Origin of the sequence: Methylomarinovum tepidoasis (assembly GCF_030294985.1) — a bacterium.
GTDB classification, from domain to species: Bacteria; Pseudomonadota; Gammaproteobacteria; order Methylococcales; family Methylothermaceae; genus Methylohalobius; species Methylohalobius tepidoasis.
Window position 1 is genome coordinate 1,598,792 of record NZ_AP024718.1, and the last position, 18,136, is coordinate 1,616,927.

General features: G+C 64.7%; 17 protein-coding genes and 1 other RNA gene. 11 read left to right on the top strand and 7 right to left on the bottom strand.

Annotated features, from left to right (window positions below; genetic code table 11):
- Positions 1–17 precede the first annotated feature (17 nt).
- Complete coding sequence (locus MIN45_RS08025; RefSeq protein ID WP_286291453.1) at positions 18–1,124, top strand: glycosyltransferase; 1,107 nt, start codon at positions 18–20, stop codon at positions 1,122–1,124.
- On the opposite strand, the gene MIN45_RS08030 is transcribed toward MIN45_RS08025, so the two are convergent.
- The 3 genes from MIN45_RS08030 to MIN45_RS08040 form a co-directional block, all read right to left on the bottom strand.
- On the bottom strand, positions 1,121–1,651 hold the full coding sequence (locus MIN45_RS08030; protein ID WP_286291454.1) for an adenine phosphoribosyltransferase: 531 nt from the start codon (positions 1,649–1,651) through the stop codon (positions 1,121–1,123). The genes MIN45_RS08025 and MIN45_RS08030 overlap by 4 nt on opposite strands.
- Entirely contained in the window at positions 1,648–3,534 is a 1,887-nt protein-coding gene (gene dxs / locus MIN45_RS08035) for a 1-deoxy-D-xylulose-5-phosphate synthase (RefSeq protein WP_286291457.1), read from the bottom strand. Before dxs ends, MIN45_RS08030 begins: the two co-directional genes overlap by 4 nt.
- 75 nt (positions 3,535–3,609) lie before the next feature.
- Positions 3,610–3,777 (bottom strand): hypothetical protein, encoded by a 168-nt coding sequence (locus MIN45_RS08040; protein ID WP_286291459.1) that lies wholly within the window; start codon positions 3,775–3,777, stop codon positions 3,610–3,612.
- A 123-nt stretch (positions 3,778–3,900) separates the two neighbouring features.
- Here MIN45_RS08040 and MIN45_RS08045 point away from each other — a divergent pair, with 123 nt between their 5' ends.
- Positions 3,901–4,665 (top strand): DUF6781 family protein, encoded by a 765-nt coding sequence (locus MIN45_RS08045; protein WP_286291460.1) that lies wholly within the window; start codon positions 3,901–3,903, stop codon positions 4,663–4,665.
- Positions 4,665–6,362, top strand: coding sequence for an ABC1 kinase family protein (locus tag MIN45_RS08050; protein WP_286291461.1), 1,698 nt, complete (start codon positions 4,665–4,667; stop codon positions 6,360–6,362). Before MIN45_RS08045 ends, MIN45_RS08050 begins: the two co-directional genes overlap by 1 nt.
- A gap of 51 nt (positions 6,363–6,413) precedes the next feature.
- Here MIN45_RS08050 and MIN45_RS08055 read toward each other — a convergent pair whose 3' ends face one another.
- The gene (locus MIN45_RS08055; RefSeq protein WP_286291462.1) at positions 6,414–6,770 is read right to left on the bottom strand and encodes a hypothetical protein; all 357 of its coding nucleotides are present in this window, start codon (positions 6,768–6,770) and stop codon (positions 6,414–6,416) included.
- A 196-nt stretch (positions 6,771–6,966) separates the two neighbouring features.
- A complete protein-coding gene (locus MIN45_RS08060; protein ID WP_286291463.1) occupies positions 6,967–7,635 on the bottom strand; it encodes a Bax inhibitor-1/YccA family protein in 669 nt (222 codons plus the stop codon).
- 180 nt (positions 7,636–7,815) lie between these two features.
- Here MIN45_RS08060 and ffs point away from each other — a divergent pair.
- The 4 genes from ffs (at position 7,816) to recR (ending at position 10,393) form a co-directional block, all read left to right on the top strand.
- Positions 7,816–7,912, top strand: an RNA gene (ffs, locus tag MIN45_RS08065) — signal recognition particle sRNA small type.
- 29 nt (positions 7,913–7,941) lie between these two features.
- Positions 7,942–9,450, top strand: a complete 1,509-nt coding sequence (dnaX, locus tag MIN45_RS08070) for a DNA polymerase III subunit gamma/tau (protein WP_286291464.1) — start codon at positions 7,942–7,944, stop codon at positions 9,448–9,450.
- A gap of 18 nt (positions 9,451–9,468) precedes the next feature.
- On the top strand, positions 9,469–9,795 hold the full coding sequence (locus tag MIN45_RS08075; protein WP_286291465.1) for a YbaB/EbfC family nucleoid-associated protein: 327 nt from the start codon (positions 9,469–9,471) through the stop codon (positions 9,793–9,795).
- Position 9,796: 1 nt separating this feature from the next.
- Entirely contained in the window at positions 9,797–10,393 is a 597-nt protein-coding gene (gene recR / locus MIN45_RS08080) for a recombination mediator RecR (RefSeq protein ID WP_286291466.1), read from the top strand.
- A 10-nt stretch (positions 10,394–10,403) separates the two neighbouring features.
- On the opposite strand, the gene rsgA is transcribed toward recR, so the two are convergent.
- Both rsgA and MIN45_RS08090 read right to left on the bottom strand, forming a co-directional pair.
- A complete protein-coding gene (rsgA, locus tag MIN45_RS08085) occupies positions 10,404–11,300 on the bottom strand; it encodes a ribosome small subunit-dependent GTPase A (RefSeq protein WP_286291467.1) in 897 nt (298 codons plus the stop codon).
- The gene (locus MIN45_RS08090; protein WP_286291468.1) at positions 11,297–12,562 is read right to left on the bottom strand and encodes a M48 family metallopeptidase; all 1,266 of its coding nucleotides are present in this window, start codon (positions 12,560–12,562) and stop codon (positions 11,297–11,299) included. Before MIN45_RS08090 ends, rsgA begins: the two co-directional genes overlap by 4 nt.
- A gap of 90 nt (positions 12,563–12,652) precedes the next feature.
- On the opposite strand from MIN45_RS08090, the gene orn reads away from it, so the two are divergent.
- The 4 genes from orn to MIN45_RS08110 all read left to right on the top strand — a co-directional run bounded on the left by orn (position 12,653) and on the right by MIN45_RS08110 (position 18,136).
- Positions 12,653–13,204, top strand: coding sequence for an oligoribonuclease (orn, locus tag MIN45_RS08095; protein ID WP_286291469.1), 552 nt, complete (start codon positions 12,653–12,655; stop codon positions 13,202–13,204).
- Between the two features lie 149 nt (positions 13,205–13,353).
- Complete coding sequence (gene gyrA / locus MIN45_RS08100) at positions 13,354–15,891, top strand: DNA gyrase subunit A (protein WP_286291470.1); 2,538 nt, start codon at positions 13,354–13,356, stop codon at positions 15,889–15,891.
- Entirely contained in the window at positions 15,892–16,968 is a 1,077-nt protein-coding gene (serC, locus tag MIN45_RS08105; protein WP_286291471.1) for a 3-phosphoserine/phosphohydroxythreonine transaminase, read from the top strand. It abuts the gene before it with no gap.
- Complete coding sequence (locus tag MIN45_RS08110) at positions 16,961–18,136, top strand: phosphoglycerate dehydrogenase (RefSeq protein ID WP_286291472.1); 1,176 nt, start codon at positions 16,961–16,963, stop codon at positions 18,134–18,136. The genes serC and MIN45_RS08110 overlap by 8 nt, the downstream gene beginning before the upstream one ends.

Genomic DNA, 18,136 nt, shown 5'->3' on the forward strand with positions numbered 1-18,136 from the left:
TCCGGCTGATTTCGGCGATGCCTTGGTTCGAGGGCGCCGCAGCTTTGGCTGCGGCGCTTTGGATTGTAGTGCTGCTGCTTCCCTGGCAGTCGTGGCGCAACCGGGAGGTGCTGGAACCGCAGCCGGGGGAGGCGGCCGATACGGCTGGTCTGACGGTGCTCATTCCCGCCCGCAACGAAGCTGCAGTCATCGCCCGAACGCTGGCGGCGCTGGCGGATCAGGCCCCGGGCCTTCGGGTCGTGGTGGTGGACGACGGCTCCGACGACGGCACCGCCGAGGTTGCCCGCGGGGTGGCGGGACTGCGTTTGACCGTGGTGCCAGGCGCGCCTTTGCCATCGGGATGGAGCGGCAAGCTCTGGGCCTTGGAGCAGGGCCTGCGGCGCATCGAAACCCCGGACGTGTTGCTGCTCGACGCCGATATCGAACTCAAGCCCGGCATGCTGGCGGCGTTGCTGGCCAAACAGGCGGAAGGCTGGGATCTGGTCTCCATCATGGCTCTGCTGCGCACCCGGTCCCGATGGGAAAAGCTGCTGATGCCGGCGTTCGTCTATTTTTTCAAGTTCATCTATCCCTTCGCCCTGGCCAGTTCCCCCCGGGTTTCCTGGGTCGCCGCCGCCGCCGGCGGCTGCATTCTGGTCCGTACCGAAGCCCTGCGGCGCTGTGGCGCTTTCGCCAGTCTTCGGGACGCCCTCATCGACGACTGCACCCTGGCGACCCGGGTCAAGGCGCTGGGCTACCGCACCTGGATCGGCCTGTCCCACGGCGTGGTCAGCCAGCGGTCTTACGACGATCTGGAGACGATCTGGAACATGGTGGCGCGTACTGCTTATACCCAGTTGGGTTATTCGCCGCTGTTACTGGGAATTTGCACCCTGATGCTGGGGTGGATGTTCCTGGTGCCGGTATTGGCGGCCACCGTTCCTGAAACCCGCCTGTGGGGGATGGCGGCCTGGGGGGCGATGACGCTTTCCTTTCTGCCTACGGTGCGTTTCTACCGGCTGTCACTCCTGTGGGCGTTGCCGCTACCGGCGATCGCTTCGCTCTATCTGGCGATGACCTGGAGCTCCGCCTGGCGCTATTGGCATGGCATCCGCAGCCGCTGGAAGGGGCGGGTGTACGATTAGAAGTGTAAGAGGCTATGGACCGGATAAGGCGCCAGCTGCGTCCGGCCGCCTAGTTCATCCAGCTCGATGACAAAGGCGAGGGCGTGCACTTCGGCGCCCAGCCGTTCTACCAGCTCGCAGCTGGCCTTGGCGGTGCCGCCGGTGGCGAGCAGATCGTCCACCAGCAGCACCCGGTCGCCGGGGCCGCAGGCGTCGATGTGGGCCTCCAGCGTGTTTTCCCCGTATTCCAGGGCGTAGGAGACGCTCTGGACGTCGTAGGGGAGCTTGCCCGGTTTGCGCAGGGGGATGAAGCCGACCCCCAGTTCCCAGGCCGCCAGGCTACCGAAGATGAATCCCCGTGCCTCCATACCGGCCACCGCGGTGATCGGGGCGCCGACGAAGGGGTGGATGAGGTGGTGGAGCGCCAGGCGCAGGGTCGCCGAATCGCGCACCAGCGGTGTGATGTCCTTGAACAGAATCCCGGGTTTGGGAAAGTCGGGGATGTCGCGGATTTTTTCCCGCAGCCGGGTCTGCCAGTCCGGGGTCATGCGATGACCTTGAGCTTGTCGTGTTGTTGGAGGAAATGTTCGATGTTGCGGCGGATGCCGTCGGCGTCCAGTTCCACTTCGCTGAGCAGCTCCTCGCGGCTGCCGTGCTCGACGTAGCGGTCCGGCAGGCCCAGATTGAGCACCGGCAGCGGCAGGCCATGGGCCACCAGGCATTCGTTGACGGCGCTGCCGGCGCCGCCCATGACGGCGTTTTCCTCTATCGTGACCAGATAGTCGTGGCTGCGGGCCAGCTCCGCCACCAGGTCTTCATCCAGCGGCTTGACGAAGCGCATGTTGGCGACGGTGGCGTCGAGGCGTTCTGCCGCTTCCAAGGCAGGCGCCACCATGGCGCCAAAGGCAAGGATGGCCACCCGTTTGCCGTGGCGGCGGATTTCCCCCTTGCCCAGCGGCAGGGTGGTGGCGTCTCGCTGCAGGCGGGCGCCGGGACCGGTGCCGCGGGGGTAGCGTACCGCTGCCGGCCGCCTCGAGGCGAGGGCGGTGTTGAGCATCTGATAGCATTCGTTCTCGTCCGCCGGGGCCATGACGATCATGTTGGGAATGCAGCGCAGGAAGCTGAGATCGTAGGCGCCGGCGTGGGTAGGGCCGTCGGGACCGACCAGGCCGGCGCGGTCGATGGCGAACACCACCGGCAGGTTCTGCAGCGCCACGTCGTGGATCAGCTGATCGTAACCGCGTTGCAGGAAGGTGGAATAGATCGCCACCACCGGTTTCAGCCCCTCGCAGGCCATGCCCGCGGCCACGGTGACGGCGTGCTGTTCGGCGATGCCGACGTCGAAATAGCGTTCGGGGAAGCGGTCGGAAAATTCCACCAGCCCCGAGCCTTCGCGCATCGCCGGGGTGATGCCGACCAGCTTGGGTTCACGCTCGGCGGCGTCGCACAGCCAGCGGCTGAACACCTGGGTGTAGCTCAGTCCCTTGCTGGGCGCCTTGGTCATGCGGTCCTTGGACGGATCGAAGGGAGAGACGCCGTGGTAGGTCACCGGATCGCGCTCGGCCGGCAGATAGCCTTTGCCCTTTTTGGTGATGACGTGGAGGAACTGCGGCCCCTTCAATTCACGGATGTTGCGCAGGGTCGTGATCAGGGTGTCCAGATCGTGGCCATCGATAGGGCCGATGTAGTTGAAACCCAGTTCCTCGAACAGGGTGCCCGGCGCCACCATGCCCTTGACGTGCTCCTCGGCGCGGCGGGCCAGCTCCCATACCTCCGGCACCCGCGACAGGATCTGCTTGCTGCCCTGGCGCACGGTGGTGTAGAGCTTGCTCGACAGGATCTTGGCCAGGTAGTTGGTCATCGCCCCGACATTGGGGGAGATGGACATTTCGTTGTCGTTGAGGATCACCAGCAGGTTGGCGTCCAGGGCGCCGGCGTGGTTGAGGGCCTCGAAGGCCATGCCGCCGGTGAGTCCGCCGTCGCCGATGATCGCCACCGCGCGCTGGTCGCGACCTTCCAGGGAAGCAGCGATGGCCATCCCCAGGGCGGCGGAGATGGAGGTGCTCGAGTGGCCCACGCCGAAAGCGTCGTAGGGACTTTCGCTGCGTTTGGGGAACGGCGTCAGACCGCCGTGTTTACGGATGGTGGGCAGACGGTCACGGCGGCCGGTGAGGATCTTGTGGGGATAGGCCTGATGGCCCACGTCCCAGACCAGGCGGTCGTGGGGGGTGTTGTAAACGTAATGGAGGGCGATGGTCAGTTCCACCGTGCCCAGACCGGCGGCGAGATGGCCGCCGGAGCGGCTCACGCTCTCCAGCAGAAAATGGCGTACTTCCTCGGCCAGCTGCGTCAACTCGGCTTCGCTGAGCTGGCGCAGGTCGTCGGGAGAATTGATGCGGCTGAGCAGGGGATAGTTCTTGAGATCGATCATAAACGGTATGGGCTGGCGGGGGTGTCAGGTGGAATGGAAGCCATTATCCAACGCGGCCTGGTGCGGTGCAAGCGCCTAGCCGTCCTGGTGTTCCAGGCGGATGCCGATGATTTCCAGGACGATGGCGACCATCAGGATGGCTAGGCTACCGGCCCACAGTTCCGGCGCCAGCCACAACAGCAGGGCGCCGAGACCGACCAACATCGAGCCCAGCAGGCGGCGGCGGAGGGTGTTTCTCAGCATGAGCTTGCAGTCCCCAGAATGCAGATCGATTATTGTAACATTCCGAAACGACGGTATGCTTGCAGTTTGCCGGGGATTTGGCCACCATAGCCGCGAGATTGCAATTCCTGAAGGAGCGAGTCGATGAGCCAAGACAACACCCACGAATCGAAACCGCAAGCGGGCGCCGAGCCCCCCAAGGCGGATGAAACCCCTCAGGCCGAGTCCCAGGGGCAGCGCGAAGAAGCCATGGCCCAGCTGGAAGCCTCGGTGCGCGAGGCGGTAACCAGGGGGGAGGATATCCGTGAAACCGTCCGGCGTCTGACCGTCGAGGCCCTGTCCGAAGGCCGTCTGAATGCCGAGGAAGTGCGTCAGGTGATCGAATCGGTCCTGAAAGGAGCCGGGGCCGGGATCGAGAAGCACGGATCCCGGGCCCGGGAGGCATTGGAGGAAGTCCTGCGCGGTCTCGAGGACGGTCTCATCAAAGCGGCGGAGGCCTCCAAACTGGCGTTGGAGGAGGCTGCCGGCCGGGCACAGGAATTTGCCGAGCAGGATGTCAAACTGGCCCTGGAGCAGTTGCGCGATCTGGAACAGGTCTATCTCGACACCCTCACCGAGGTAGCGAAACGGGGGTCCGAGCAGTTCCGCACCATTCTCGACGATCTGGTCCGTCACGCCCGCAACAGCGGCACCGCCATCGGCGAGTATCTGGCGGATGTGATGGAGGATCTGCCGCGCAAACTCCAGGAAGCAGGGGAATGGGGGCTGAAGGCGGTCAGTGAAAGCGCCCGGGTGGCCGGTTCCCAATTGGCAGCCATCGCCAGCGGCTTCCTTGCCGGTATCGCCGATGCCCTGGACCGTCAGGCCAAGCGCTTGGGTGGAGAAGACGAGCGCCGTCACAAGAGCTGATGTGGCTGGAGGCCGTCACCGCGGTCCATGACCTGGGGCGTCTGTATGATCTGAGCATCATCCTGATCCGCTATGGGTTTGCCGGGGCCGTGCGCCGGCTCGGATTGGCGCACGTGTTCGAACAGGCGGGCAGGGCGCTCCATTGGAAAGGGGTGGAGGAGCTGGTCTCGCTCGATACCCCCCAGCGTATCCGCCGGGCCCTGGAGGAAATGGGGCCGACTTTCATCAAGCTGGGACAGGTTCTCGCCACCCGCGTCGATCTGTTTCCGCCGGACTGGATCGCTGAATTCGAGAAGCTCCAGGACCAGGTGCCGCCGCTGCCCTTCGAACAGCTGCGTCCGCAGCTGGAAGAAGACCTCGGCGCGCCGGTAGAGGAAGTCTTCGCCGAATTCGAATACCAGTCCCTGGCCGCCGCCTCCATCGCTCAGGTACACCGGGCACGGCTCTACAGCGGCGAACGGGTCATCGTCAAGATCCGCCGCCCCGGCATCGAGGAAATCGTCGAGGCCGACCTGCGCCTGGTCGAGCGCCTGGCGCGCATCGCCGAACGCGAGATCAAGGAGCTGCGGCGCTATCGGCCGGTGGAGATCGTCCACCAGTTCGCCTCCTCCCTGCGCCGGGAGATGGACCTGGAGAACGAGGCCCGCAACGCCGAGCGTATGGCCGGCAACTTCGCCCGCGACCCCTGGATTGTGATCCCGAAGATGTACTGGCAGTGGTGCTGCGAGCGTCTCAACGTGCAGGAGTACATCGAGGGGATTCCAGCACGCAAACTGCAGCTGGCCGAGGCCGCCGGACTCAACCGCAAGATCTTGGCCCGGCGCGGTTGCGATGCAGTGTTGAAGATGATTCTCATCGACGGTTTCTTCCATGCCGATCCCCATCCCGGCAATCTGATCTTCCTGCCCGGCAACCGCATCGCCTTCATCGACTTCGGCATGGTCGGGCGACTGTCGGAGACGCGCCGTTACCAGATCGTGGACATGCTGGCGGCGGTGATCGACCGTGACGCCCGCACCGCGGTCAACGTGTTGCTCGACTGGGCCGGTGACGTCCACGTGGACGTGGACGCTCTGACCGCCGACGTGGACATTTTCATCGACACTTACCACGGTCTGCCCCTCAAGCAGCTCAAGATCGCCAACATCCTCACCGATCTCACCAATCTGATGCGCAGCTACGATCTGGTGCTACCGCCCGATCTGGCCTTGCTGTTCAAGGCGCTGCTCACCCTCGACGGCATGGGGCGCCAGGTGGATCCGGATTTCGATCTCATCGCCGCCGCCACCCCCCACGTGCGCCGGGCCCTGCTCAATCGCTACCGGCCCGACGTCGTCCTCAGACGTGGCTGGCGCACCACCGCCGACATGCTCGACGTCGTCCAGGCGCTGCCCAACGACCTGCGCCAGCTCATCAAGGCCCTCAAGACCGGCTCGTTGCGTTTCAACGTCGATGTCAACCAGCTCGACTACTTCGGTTGGATCATCGACCGCGCCGCCAGCCGGCTGGCCGTGGGCATGGTGACCTCGTCGCTGATCATCGGCTCGGCCATCGTCATGACCGTTCCCGGCGGTCCGACCCTGTGGGGGCTGCCGCTGCTCGGCGTGCTGGGATTCGCCGGCGCTGGCATCGGCGGGGTGTGGCTGCTGATTTCGATCTGGCGGGGAGGGCATTTGCCCCATGGAGAGGAAGATTGAGGCAAAAGAAAACCCGGCATCGGCCGGGTTTTCCAGAGGTGGGCGTCAGGATTACCCCAGGGCGATGCCGAAGGTGTTGGCCGCCAGGATCAGATAGCAGATCACCGCCAGGGCGGCATGGGCTAGAATCAGCCCCTTCTGCACTTGCCCGGTCTCATAGCGTTTGTGCCCGGCCATCACCCCGAGGATGACGATGACCACCACCAGGGCGATGTTGACATAGACGCGCTTGTCCCCCTGCAGCGCGGCGCCGATGGCCAGCAGAGCGCCCAGAACAGCGATGCCGGCATGGGTGAGGATGAATTGGCGTTCCACCGACCGGCCGCGGAGCAGGTCGGCGGCGATCAGTACCCCCAGGACGGCGACAACGGTGAAAGCAGCCAGCGAAGCGGTCAGCAATACGCTCATCGGTTTACCTCCCTTGCTATTGGTTTCAAATTCGGTCGAGTCGCGAATTATACGACCGGCGGCTCCAGCAGGCTACCGGAACCCTGCGCTTCCAGCAGCCCACTTGATCCGAAAATCTGCGTAGCCCCCTATTCATTGGCGATCCAAAATGAAAAGGGCAGTCTTTGACTGCCCTCGGGTTCCGGTATGGGGGCGGTTACTCGTCGCCTGCCAGAAAGCCCAGGATGTGAAGCAGGCTGGTGAACAGGTTGTAGATGGCCACGTACAGGGTCACGGTGGCGAGGATGTAGTTGGTTTCGCCGCCGTGGACGATCTGGCTGGTTTCGAACAGGATCAGCCCGGCCATCAGCACCATGAACATGGCCGACACCGCCAGGGCCAGCCCCGGCAGCTGGAAGAAGATCGCCCCCAATCCTGCGAGAAAGGCGACCAGAATGCCGGCGAACAGGAAACCGCCCAGGAAACTGAAGTCCCGCCGCGATACCAGTGCATAGCCCGACATGCCGAGAAAGATCAGCCCGGTGCCGCCCAGGGCCATCATCACGATCTGATGGCCGTTGGGAATGAATTTCAGGTACAGGCTCAGGATCGGCCCCAGGGTCATGCCCATAAAGCCGGTGAGCAGGAACACGAACAGCAGGCCCCAGGCGCTGTTGCTGAACTTCTGGGTCAAAAACAGCAGGCCGAAATACCCCACCAGAGTGACGATCAGGCCCGGATGGGGCAGGTTCAGGGCCATCGACAGCCAGGCGGTGAAGGCGCTGAACAACAGGGTCATCGCCAGCAGGGCGTAGGTGTTGCGCAGCACTTTGTTGGTTTGCAGAACCCCGACCTGGGGTTGGCGCATGACGCGGACTCGACTCATGAATGGAACCTCCGGAAATGTTGCGATATCGAATGTCGGACCTGTAAAGCGTAGCGAAGTTGCCCGCGGATTGATAGTCGTCCCAGGGCTTCGTCCTTGCAAATCGAGCTCCAGACCGGGATAATACAGCGCTTTCCTGCAGGCGCGATGCCGGCACATGAACGATTCCATGGTGGGCCGCGTCGGTCCCCCCGCAACGATAGGCTGTGAACCCCGCCAGGCCCGGAAGGGAGCAACGGTAGCAGCTGATTCGTGTGCCGGGGTGTGGCTGGCGCGGCCCGCCGCCTTTATCTTCCCGGTTGCTCCATGAGCTATCTGGCCCTGGCCCGCAAGTGGCGTCCCAAGCGCTTTGCCGAGATCACCGGGCAGTCCCACGTGGTCAAGGTGCTGCAGGGGGCGTTGATCCACGACCGCATCCACCACGCCTATCTCTTCACCGGCACCCGCGGTGTGGGCAAGACCACCCTGGCGCGCATTTTCGCCAAGGCTCTCAACTGCGACCGGGTCAGCGACGGCGAGCCCTGCGGCCGCTGCCAGACCTGCCGGGAGGTGGACGAAGGCCGCTTCGCCGATCTGATCGAAGTGGACGCCGCTTCCCGCACCCGGGTGGAGGACACCCGGGAACTGCTGGAGAACGCCCAGTTCGCGCCCGCGGCGGGGCGCTACAAGATCTATCTGATCGACGAAGTCCACATGCTCTCCGGGCACAGTTTCAACGCCCTGCTCAAGACCCTGGAGGAGCCGCCGCCCCACGTCAAGTTCCTGCTGGCGACCACCGATCCGCAGAAGATACCGGTCACGGTGCTCTCGCGCTGCCTGCAGTTCAACCTGACCCGCTTGAGTCCGGCCCAGATCGAGCGGCGGCTGGCGGAGATCCTCACGGCGGAAAACATCCCCTTCGAAGCGGAGGCGCTGAAGCTGCTGGCCCAGGCCGCCGACGGCAGTCTGCGCGACGCTCTCAGCCTGCTGGATCAGGCCATCGTCTATGGAGATGAGGTGGTGCGCGGGGCTGCGGTGGCGGAAATGCTAGGCGGGGTGACCCGCCGCGCCGTCCAGGGATTGGTGGAGGCGTTGGCGGCCGCGGACGCCCAGGCGGTGATGGCCGAGGTCGGGCGGCTGGCCGAACAGGCCGCCGACTTCGGGGAAGTGCTCAAGACCCTGTTGGGCCTGTTGCACCGCATCGCCCTGGCCCAGCAACTGCCGGAAACCGCCGAGCAGGACGAGGTCCGCGACTGGCTGCTGGCCCAGGCGCAGGCGTTGACCCCGGAGGACGTGCAGCTGTATTACCAGATCGGGCTTCTGGGGCAGAAGGATCTGCCCTGGGCGCCGGATCCCCGGACCGGTCTGGAGATGACGCTGCTGCGGATGCCGGTGAGGAAGCCGGCCGCGGCAGGGGCGCCGGCTGTGCAGGAAGAAACGCCCGCGCCGGACGCGCTGCCCGTCTGGAACGATCTGGTCCAGCGGATGCGTCTGCCGGGGATGGTCCAGGAACTCGCCCATCACTGCGTGCTTGAAAAGCTGGAAGGCGATCGCTGCGAGCTGGTGCTCGATCCGGCCTTCGAACACCTTGCCAGCGACCGTCTCAAGGCCCGGCTGGCGGAAGCGCTGGCAGAAGCGCTCGGGTGGCCGGTGAAGCTGACGATCCGCATCGGTGAGGTGAACCAGGAGACGCCGGCGGCGGTGCGGGAACGGGAGCAGACGGCGAGACAGCAGGCGGCGGAGCGGGCGATCGCCGGGGACGAGACGGTCAAACTGATTATGGAAACCTTCGATGCCCGCATCGTGCCGGGCTCGATTCAGCCGCGGAAAGATTGAGAAATTGAGGAGGTGGCGATGAAAAATCCCCTAGGCGCCTTGATGCAGCAAGCGCAGGAAATGCAGGAGAAGTTCAAACAGCTCCAGGAGGAGCTGGAGCGAGCCGAGGTGGAAGGCGAAGCCGGCGGCGGCCTGGTGAGGGTGGTGATGAACGGCAAGCGCGAAGTGCTGCGCCTGTCCATCGATTCCAGTCTGTTCAAGGAGGAGGAAAAGGAGATCCTCGAGGATCTGGTAGCGGCGGCGGTCAACGACGCGGTCCACAAGGTCGAACGCATGAAGCAGGAGAAAATGGCCGAGCTGGCCGGGGGCATGCAGCTGCCCGGTGGGATGCAGCTGCCCTTCTGAGATGGACCGTGGCGACAGCCTTCAGCGCCTGATGGAAGCCTTGCGCTGCCTGCCGGGGGTCGGCCCGCGCAGCGCCCAGCGCATGGCCTTTCACCTGCTGCAGCAGGACCGCGACGCCGCCAGCCGGCTGCACCAGTGTCTCGGCGAGGCGCTGGAGAAGATCCGCCGCTGCCGGGTCTGCCGCACCCTGACGGAAGACGAGGTCTGCGGCCGTTGCTGCGATCCGCGCCGCGATCGCAGCCTGCTGTGCGTGGTGGAGACGCCCGCCGACGTCCTGGCCGTCGACCAGGCCACCGTGTTCCAGGGGCTGTTCTTCGTGCTCCACGGCCATCTGTCGCCGCTCGACGGCGTCGGCCCCGAGGATCTGGGGCTGGACCGTCTGGAACGGCGTCTGGCCGAAGGCGAGGTGAAGGAGTTGATCCTGGCCACCAATTCCACCGTCGAGGGCGAGGCCACCGCCCATTACATCGCCGAGCTGGCACGCCGCCACGGAATCACCGTCAGCCGCATCGCCCATGGCGTGCCGGTGGGTGGGGAACTGGAATACCTGGATGCCAACACCCTCGCCTATGCCTTCGAAGGGCGGCGGCAGTTCTAGCCCGGCGTTTTCAGGAGATTTCCGGCAGCTTCTCCAGCAGCTTCAGATAGCGCCGGTAGCGTGCCTGACTGATCTTGCCCTTCTCCACCGCCTCGCGTACTGCACACCCCAGATCGTCAACGTGACGGCAGTCGTTGAAACGGCAGCGGGGAACGTAGGGGCGGAATTCCCGGTAGCCGTGGGCCAGTTGACGCTGGTCGATACTGGCCAGACCGAAGACGGCCACCCCTGGGGTGTCGATGAGAATGCCGCCCTCGGGCAGATGGAACAGCATCGCGGTGGTGGTGGTGTGGCGGCCGCGGCGGGTGGTGGCCGACAGCTCGCCGATGCGCACGTCGCGGTCAGGAATCAGGGTCCGCAGCAGCGAGGATTTGCCGACGCCGGACTGGCCGGCGAACATCGACGCCTTGTCTTTCAGGGCGTCCCGCAGGGCGGTGATGCCGAGGCCGGTCTTGGCGCTGACCTCGAGGACGGGATAGAGCACCCGGTAGGGGGCGAGATCGTCGTCGAGCCGTTGCCGGCGGGCGGGATCGAGCAGGTCGATCTTGTTGACCACGATCAGGGGGGTCAGGTCGTGGTTTTCGCACACCACCAGATACTGATCCACCAGCAGCAAATCGTAAAGGGGCTCGGGGGCGATGACGACGAGGACCTGATCGAGGTTGGCCGCTACCGGCCGCGGGCGGCCGCTGCGGCCGGGGCGGGTCAGTAGGGTCTTGCGCGGCAGAACCTCGACGATACGGCCGTGACCCGGATCGGTCTGCTCCCAGCGCACCCGGTCGCCCACGCAGGGAAGGGGAATACGCCGCAGGGCATGGCAGAGGAAAATTTCCCCCTGTTCGTCCTCGACGGCCCAGCCTCTGCCGTAGTGGGCGACGACCAGGCCGGTACGCCGGGCTGCACTCACGCCGTCACGGTTTCCCGTTTGCCGCCGGTCCGTTTCAGGTGCGCGATGCGGATCGCCGCCGGCGGATGACTGTAGTGGAAGGCGGCGTACAACGGATCGGGCGTCAGGGTGGCGGCGTTGTCCCGATAGAGTTTCACCAGCGACCGCACCAGCGGATCGGCACCGGTGAGGGCGGCGGCGAATTCGTCGGCCTCGAACTCGTACTTGCGCTGGATCCATGCCAGCACTGGCTGCAGAAAGGTGCCAAGCACCGGTAGGATCAGCATGAACAGGAGCAGGGCGGTGGCGTTGGCGGGGTGCGAAACCCCAAGGCCCTCGTAGAACCAGGGCTGCTGGGCCAGCCAGCCAAGCAGAGCCAGCCCCACGAAACTGAGGGCCGCGCTGGTGAACAGCATCTTGACCACGTGTCTGCGTTTGAAGTGGCCCAGTTCGTGAGCCAGCACCGCCTCCAGTTCCTCCGGTTTCAGCGCTTCCATCAGGGTATCGAAGAAGACGATGCGCTTGTTGCTCCCCAGGCCGGTGAAATAGGCGTTGCCGTGGCCGCTGCGGCGCGAGCCGTCCATGACGAAGATTCCCTGGCTCTTGAAGCCACAGCGCTGCAGCAGGCGCTGAATGCGCGCGCGCAGCTGGGCGTCTTCCAACGGCGTGAACTTGTTGAACAGGGGGGCGATGAGGGTGGGATAGGCCCAGCTCATCAGTAGCGAGAATCCCATCAGGATGGCCCAGGCGATCACCCACCACCAGGGGCCGGCGCTGTCCATCACCCACAGGATCAGGGCCAGGAGTGGCGCCCCGATGGCCAGCGAGAGCGCTCCCTGGAGCAGCAGATCCTTGACGAACTGGGCCGGGGTGGTGCGGTTGAAGCCGAATTTCTCCTCCACCACGAAGGTCTGATAGATCGACAACGGCAGATCCGCCAGGCTCATGAGCAGCATCACCGTCAGGATCAAGGCGACGCCGTGAGAGATGGGGCCGAGATCGAAGCGGTCGAGCCAGCGGTCGATGGCGTCGATGCCGCCGCCAAGGGTGAAAATCAGCAGCAGGACGGCGTTCCAGGCGCGGCCGGCCTCGATGACCTTGAGCTTGGCCAGGGTGTAGTCGGCGGCCTTGCGATGGGCTTCCGGGGTGATGACACCGCTGAATTCCTCGGGAACCCGGTCGCGGTGGGTGCGCACGTGATGGGCGTGGCGCTTGGCGAGCCAGAATTCCAGGGCCAGGGAGGCGAACAGGGCGGCGAGAAAGATCAGCGTGAACGTGTTCATGTCAGGGACCGCGCAAGTGGCTAACGAGTGCCAAAGCTTAGCCTCTGCTACAATCGCTGACAAGCGACAAACCATAAGGATACCGACTTCATGAGCGACAGCCCTGAAAACCTCAACCTGATCTGGATCGACCTGGAGATGACCGGTCTCGATCCCGACCGCGACGTCATCATCGAAATCGCCACCGTCGTCACCGACAAGGATCTCAACGTGCTCGCCACCGGCCCGGTGATCGCGATCCACCAGCCGGAGGAACGGCTGGCGGCGATGGACAAGTGGAATCAGGAGCATCACGGGGCCTCCGGCCTGATCGAGCGGGTGCGCAGGAGTCAGGTGCGGGAGCGCGAGGCCGAGCGCCAGACCCTCGAATTCCTCAAGCGCTGGGTGCCACCGGGCGAATCCCCCATGTGCGGCAACAGCGTGTGCCAGGACCGCCGTTTTATGGCCCGCTGGATGCCGAACCTGGAAGCCTATTTCCATTACCGCAACCTCGACGTCTCCACCCTCAAGGAGCTGGTGCGCCGCTGGGCGCCTGATCTGAAGGAGGGATTCAAGAAGAAGAACGCCCACGAAGCCCTGGCCGACATCCTCGAGTCCATCGAGGAGCTGAAGTACTACCGCGCGCACTTCATAAGATATTGATTGCGCAGAACTTGTGCGGTTTTTCCGCGTCCAATCCCAGAGTGTTATAATTTCCCGATTTGTTCTGGTTGGAGGCGTCGTGCCCAGCCGGGAGATCAAAAACACCCTGTGCCGCCTGATCAGACAGCAGTTGGGAATCTGAAAGTCATATGAGCGAATTCGCCAAGGAAATCCTGCCCGTCTCCCTCGAAGAGGAGATGAAACAGTCCTATCTCGATTACGCCATGAGCGTGATCGTGGGGCGGGCCCTGCCCGACGTGCGCGACGGCCTCAAACCGGTGCACCGGCGGGTTCTGTACTCCATGCACGAGCTGGGCAACGATTGGAACAAGCCCTACAAGAAGTCGGCCCGCGTGGTCGGGGACGTGATCGGCAAGTATCACCCTCACGGCGATTCGGCGGTGTACGACACCATCGTGCGCATGGCCCAGCCGTTCTCGATGCGCTACGTGCTCATCGACGGCCAGGGCAACTTCGGCTCGGTGGATGGCGACCCGCCGGCGGCGATGCGGTATACGGAGGTGCGCATGGCCCGCATTGCCCATGAGCTTTTGGCCGATCTCGACAAGGAGACCGTGGATTTCGTCCCCAATTACGACGAATCCGAGTCGGAGCCTGCGGTGTTGCCCGCCAAGGTGCCCAACCTGCTGGTCAACGGTTCGGCCGGGATCGCGGTGGGGATGGCCACCAACATTCCGCCCCACAACCTGACCGAGGTCATCAACGGGATCCTGGCGCTGATCGACGACCCCGACATTACCATCGACGGTTTGATGGCCCACATCCCCGGGCCGGATTTCCCCACCGGCGCCATCATCAACGGCGCCAAGGGCATCCGCCAGGCTTACGAGACCGGCCGCGGCCGCATCTATCTGCGCGCCTGTTCCCACGTGGAGACGGCCGGCGGCAGCGGCCGCCAGAGCATCGTGGTCACCGAGCTGCCCTATCAGGTCAACAAGGCCCGGCTGATCGAGAAGATCGCAGGGCTGGTCAAGGAAGGCAAGCTGGAAGGGATCGCCGCCCTGCGCGACGAGTCCGACAAGGACGGCATGCGTATGGTCATCGAGCTCAAGCGCGGCGAGCAGCCCGACGTCATCCTCAACAACCTTTACCAGCACACTCAGCTGCAGAACGTCTTCGGCATCAACATGGTGGCGCTGGTGGACGGGCGGCCCCGCTGCCTCAACCTCAAGGAAATCCTCGAGGCCTTCGTCGATCACCGCCGCGAGGTGGTGACCCGCCGTACCCTCTACGAACTGCGCAAGGCCCGCGAGCGGGTTCACGTGCTGGAAGGGTTGGCGGTGGCCCTGGCCAACATCGACGAGATGATCGAGCTGATCAAATCCTCGCCGAGTCCTGCCGAAGCCAAGGAGGCGATGCTGGCGCGGGTCTGGAAACCGGGGGTGGTGCAGGCTTACCTGGAGCGGGCCGGTGCCGATCGCACCCGGCCCGAGGAGCTGGCGCCGGAGTACGGTCTCGGTCCCGACGGCTACCGGTTGTCTCCGGTGCAGGCCCAGGCGATCCTCGACCTGCGTCTGCACCGCCTGACCGGTCTGGAGCAGGACAAGATCGTCAAGGAATACGAGGATCTTCTGGCCAAAATCGACGCGCTGCTGGCCATTCTCGGCAGTGACGAGCGCCTGCTGGAAGTGATCCGCGAGGAGCTGATCGCCCTGCGCGACCAGTTCGGCGACGCGCGTCGCACCGAGATCTACCAGGAGGAGCGCAGCCTGTCGCGCGAGGACCTGATCTCCGAGGAGGCGGTGGTGGTGACCCTGACCCACGCCGGCTACGCCAAGGCCCAGCCCTTGTCGGAATACCGCGCCCAGCGCCGCGGTGGGCGGGGCAAGGCGGCGGCGGCCACCAAGGAGGAGGATTTCGTCGAGAAGCTCCTCGTCGCCAACACCCATGACACCCTGTTGTGCTTCTCCAGCCAGGGCAAGGTCTACGGCCTCAAGGTCTACGAGCTGCCGATGGCCGGCCGCACCTCGCGCGGCAAGCCCATCGTCAACCTGCTTCCCCTGGAGGAGAACGAGCGCATCAACGCCGTGCTGCCGGTGCGCGACTTTGCCGCCGGCGGCTTCATCTTCATGGCCACCGCCGCGGGCGTGGTGAAGAAGACCCCGCTGAAGGAATTCGATAACCTGCGCAGCAACGGCAAGATCGCCATCGACCTCAAGCCGGGGGATGTGCTGGTCAAGGCCGATCTTACCGACGGCCGCCAGGACGTGATGTTGTTCTCCAGCGGCGGCAAGGCGGTGTGCTTCAACGAGGCCGAGGTTCGCTCCATGGGCCGGACCGCCGGCGGCGTGCGAGGCATGAAGCTGCCGGAAGGCGACAGGGTGATCGCCATGATCATCGGCACCGAAGGCACGGTGTTGACGGTGACCGAGAACGGTTACGGCAAGCGCACCCGCCTCGACGAGTTTCCGCGCCACAAACGCGGCGGTCAGGGGGTCATCGCCATCCAGCCGTCGGAGCGTAACGGCAAGCTGGTGGGAGCGGTGCTGGTTCACGACGACGATGAAATCATGCTGATCACCACCGGCGGCACCCTGGTGCGCACCCGGGTGCGGGAAATTCCCGTGCTGGGGCGCAACACCCAGGGGGTGCGCATCATCCGCCTGGGCAAGGGGGAGAAGCTGGTGGGGGTCGACCGGATCGAACAATGGGAGGAAGAAGAATAAATGCGCGTGTACAACTTCAGCGCCGGCCCGTCCATGCTGCCGGAGCCGGTTTTGCAACGGGCCCGGGAGGAAATGCTCGACTGGCACGGAAGCGGCATGTCGGTGATGGAAATGAGCCATCGCGGCCCGCATTTCAGGCAGATCGCCGAGAACACGGAAGCGTTGCTGCGGGAGCTGCTCGGGGTTTCCGACGAATATCACTGCCTGTTCCTGCAGGGTGGGGCTACCGGCCAGTTCGCCGCCATCCCCATGAACCTGCTCGGCGACCGCCGTATCATGAGTTACGTCCTCACCGGTTCCTGGGGCAAGAAGGCCGCCGCCGAGGCGAAAAAATACGGCGAGGTGATGATCGCCGCCAGCAGCGAGGACGCCAAGTTCACCACCATCCCCGATCCGGCCGCCTGGGACGTGGACCCGGAGGCGGTCTATCTCCACTACACCAGCAACGAGACCATCGGCGGGGTGGAGTTTCCCTTCGTTCCCGAGGTGGACGTGCCGCTGGTATGCGACATGTCCTCCGACATCCTGTCGCGGCCGGTGGATGTCAGCCGCTTCGGGGTCATCTACGCCGGGGCCCAGAAGAACATGGGGCCGGCGGGGATCACGGTGGTCATCGTGCGCAAGGACCTGCTGCGGCCGCCGCATCCGGCCACGCCCCAGGTGTTCGACTACGCCAAGCAGGCCGAAGCCGGTTCCATGCTCAACACCCCGCCCACCTACAACTGGTACCTGCTGGGGTTGGTGCTGGAATGGCTCCGGGATCAGGGCGGGGTCGAAGGGATCGAGAAGCGCAACATCGAAAAAGCCGGGCTGCTCTACGGCGCCATCGACGCTTCCGATTTTTATTACAACCCCGTCGATCCCCGTTATCGCTCGTGCATGAACGTACCCTTCACCCTTGCCGATCCGTCCCTGGACGGTCTGTTCCTTAAGGAGGCCGAGGCCGAGGGCCTGGTGAACCTCAAGGGCCACCGCTCCGTCGGCGGCATGCGGGCAAGCATTTACAACGTCATGCCTCTGGAAGGGGTGCAGGCACTGGTGCAATTCATGCAGGAGTTCGAAAGACGTCATGGCTGAATTCAAGATCCGGACCTACAACAACATCGCCATCGCCGGGTTGGAGCGCTTTCCCCGTGATCGTTATGAAGTGGCTTCGGAGATCCAGCATCCCGACGCCATCATCCTCCGTTCCCACAACCTTCACGACGAGCCGCTGCCGGAGACGGTCAAGGCCATCGGCCGCGCCGGAGCCGGGGTCAACAACATCCCGGTGGCCGAATGCAGCCGGCGCGGCATCGTGGTGTTCAACACCCCGGGCGCCAACGCCAACGCGGTCAAGGAACTGGTGATCGCTGCCATGCTGCTGGCGGCGCGCAACATCTGCCAGGGCTGGGACTACGTCCGCCATCTGGAGGGCGACGACCATCAGCTCCATAAGCAGGTGGAGGCGGGCAAGAAGCGCTTCGCCGGTTTCGAGCTGGCGGGCAAGATGCTCGGCGTGGTCGGTTTGGGCGCCATCGGCGTGCGGGTGGCCAACAAGGCGCTGGCGTTGGGGATGAACGTCAGCGGTTACGACCCTTACGTCACCGTGGAGCGGGCCTGGCAGCTGTCGTCGTCGGTGATCCAGGCGTCCAGCCTCGACGAGCTGCTGGGGATCTGCGATTTCGTCACCCTCCACATGCCGCTCACCGATCAGACCCGCGGCTGCATCGACCAGGGTCGCCTGGCGTCCATGAAGGACGGGGCAGTGCTGCTCAACTTCTCCCGCGGCGAACTGGTGGACGAGACCGCGGTGCTGGAAGCGCTCGATTCCGGCAAGCTCCACGCCTACGTCACCGATTTTCCCACCAATGCCCTGAAACGCCATCCCAAAGCCATCTGCCTGCCCCATCTGGGCGCCTCCACCCGCGAAGCGGAAGAGAACTGCGCGGTGATGGTGGCCGACCAGATCCGCGATTTTCTCGAGAACGGCAACATCCGCCATTCGGTCAACTTCCCCGAGGCGGTGATGGCGCGGGCGCCGGGGACGACGCGGTTCTCCATCCCCCACGCCAACGTTCCGGCGATGGTGAGCCAGATCTCCGCCTGCCTGGGGGAAAAGGGCATCAACATCGTCGAGCTGCTCAACAAGTCGCGGGACAAGGTAGCCTACACCCTGATCGACGCCGAGGGTGAGGTGGACGAGGACGTGGTCGAGCACATCCGCGCCATCGATGGCGTGTTGGCGGCACGGCGGATTCCTTAA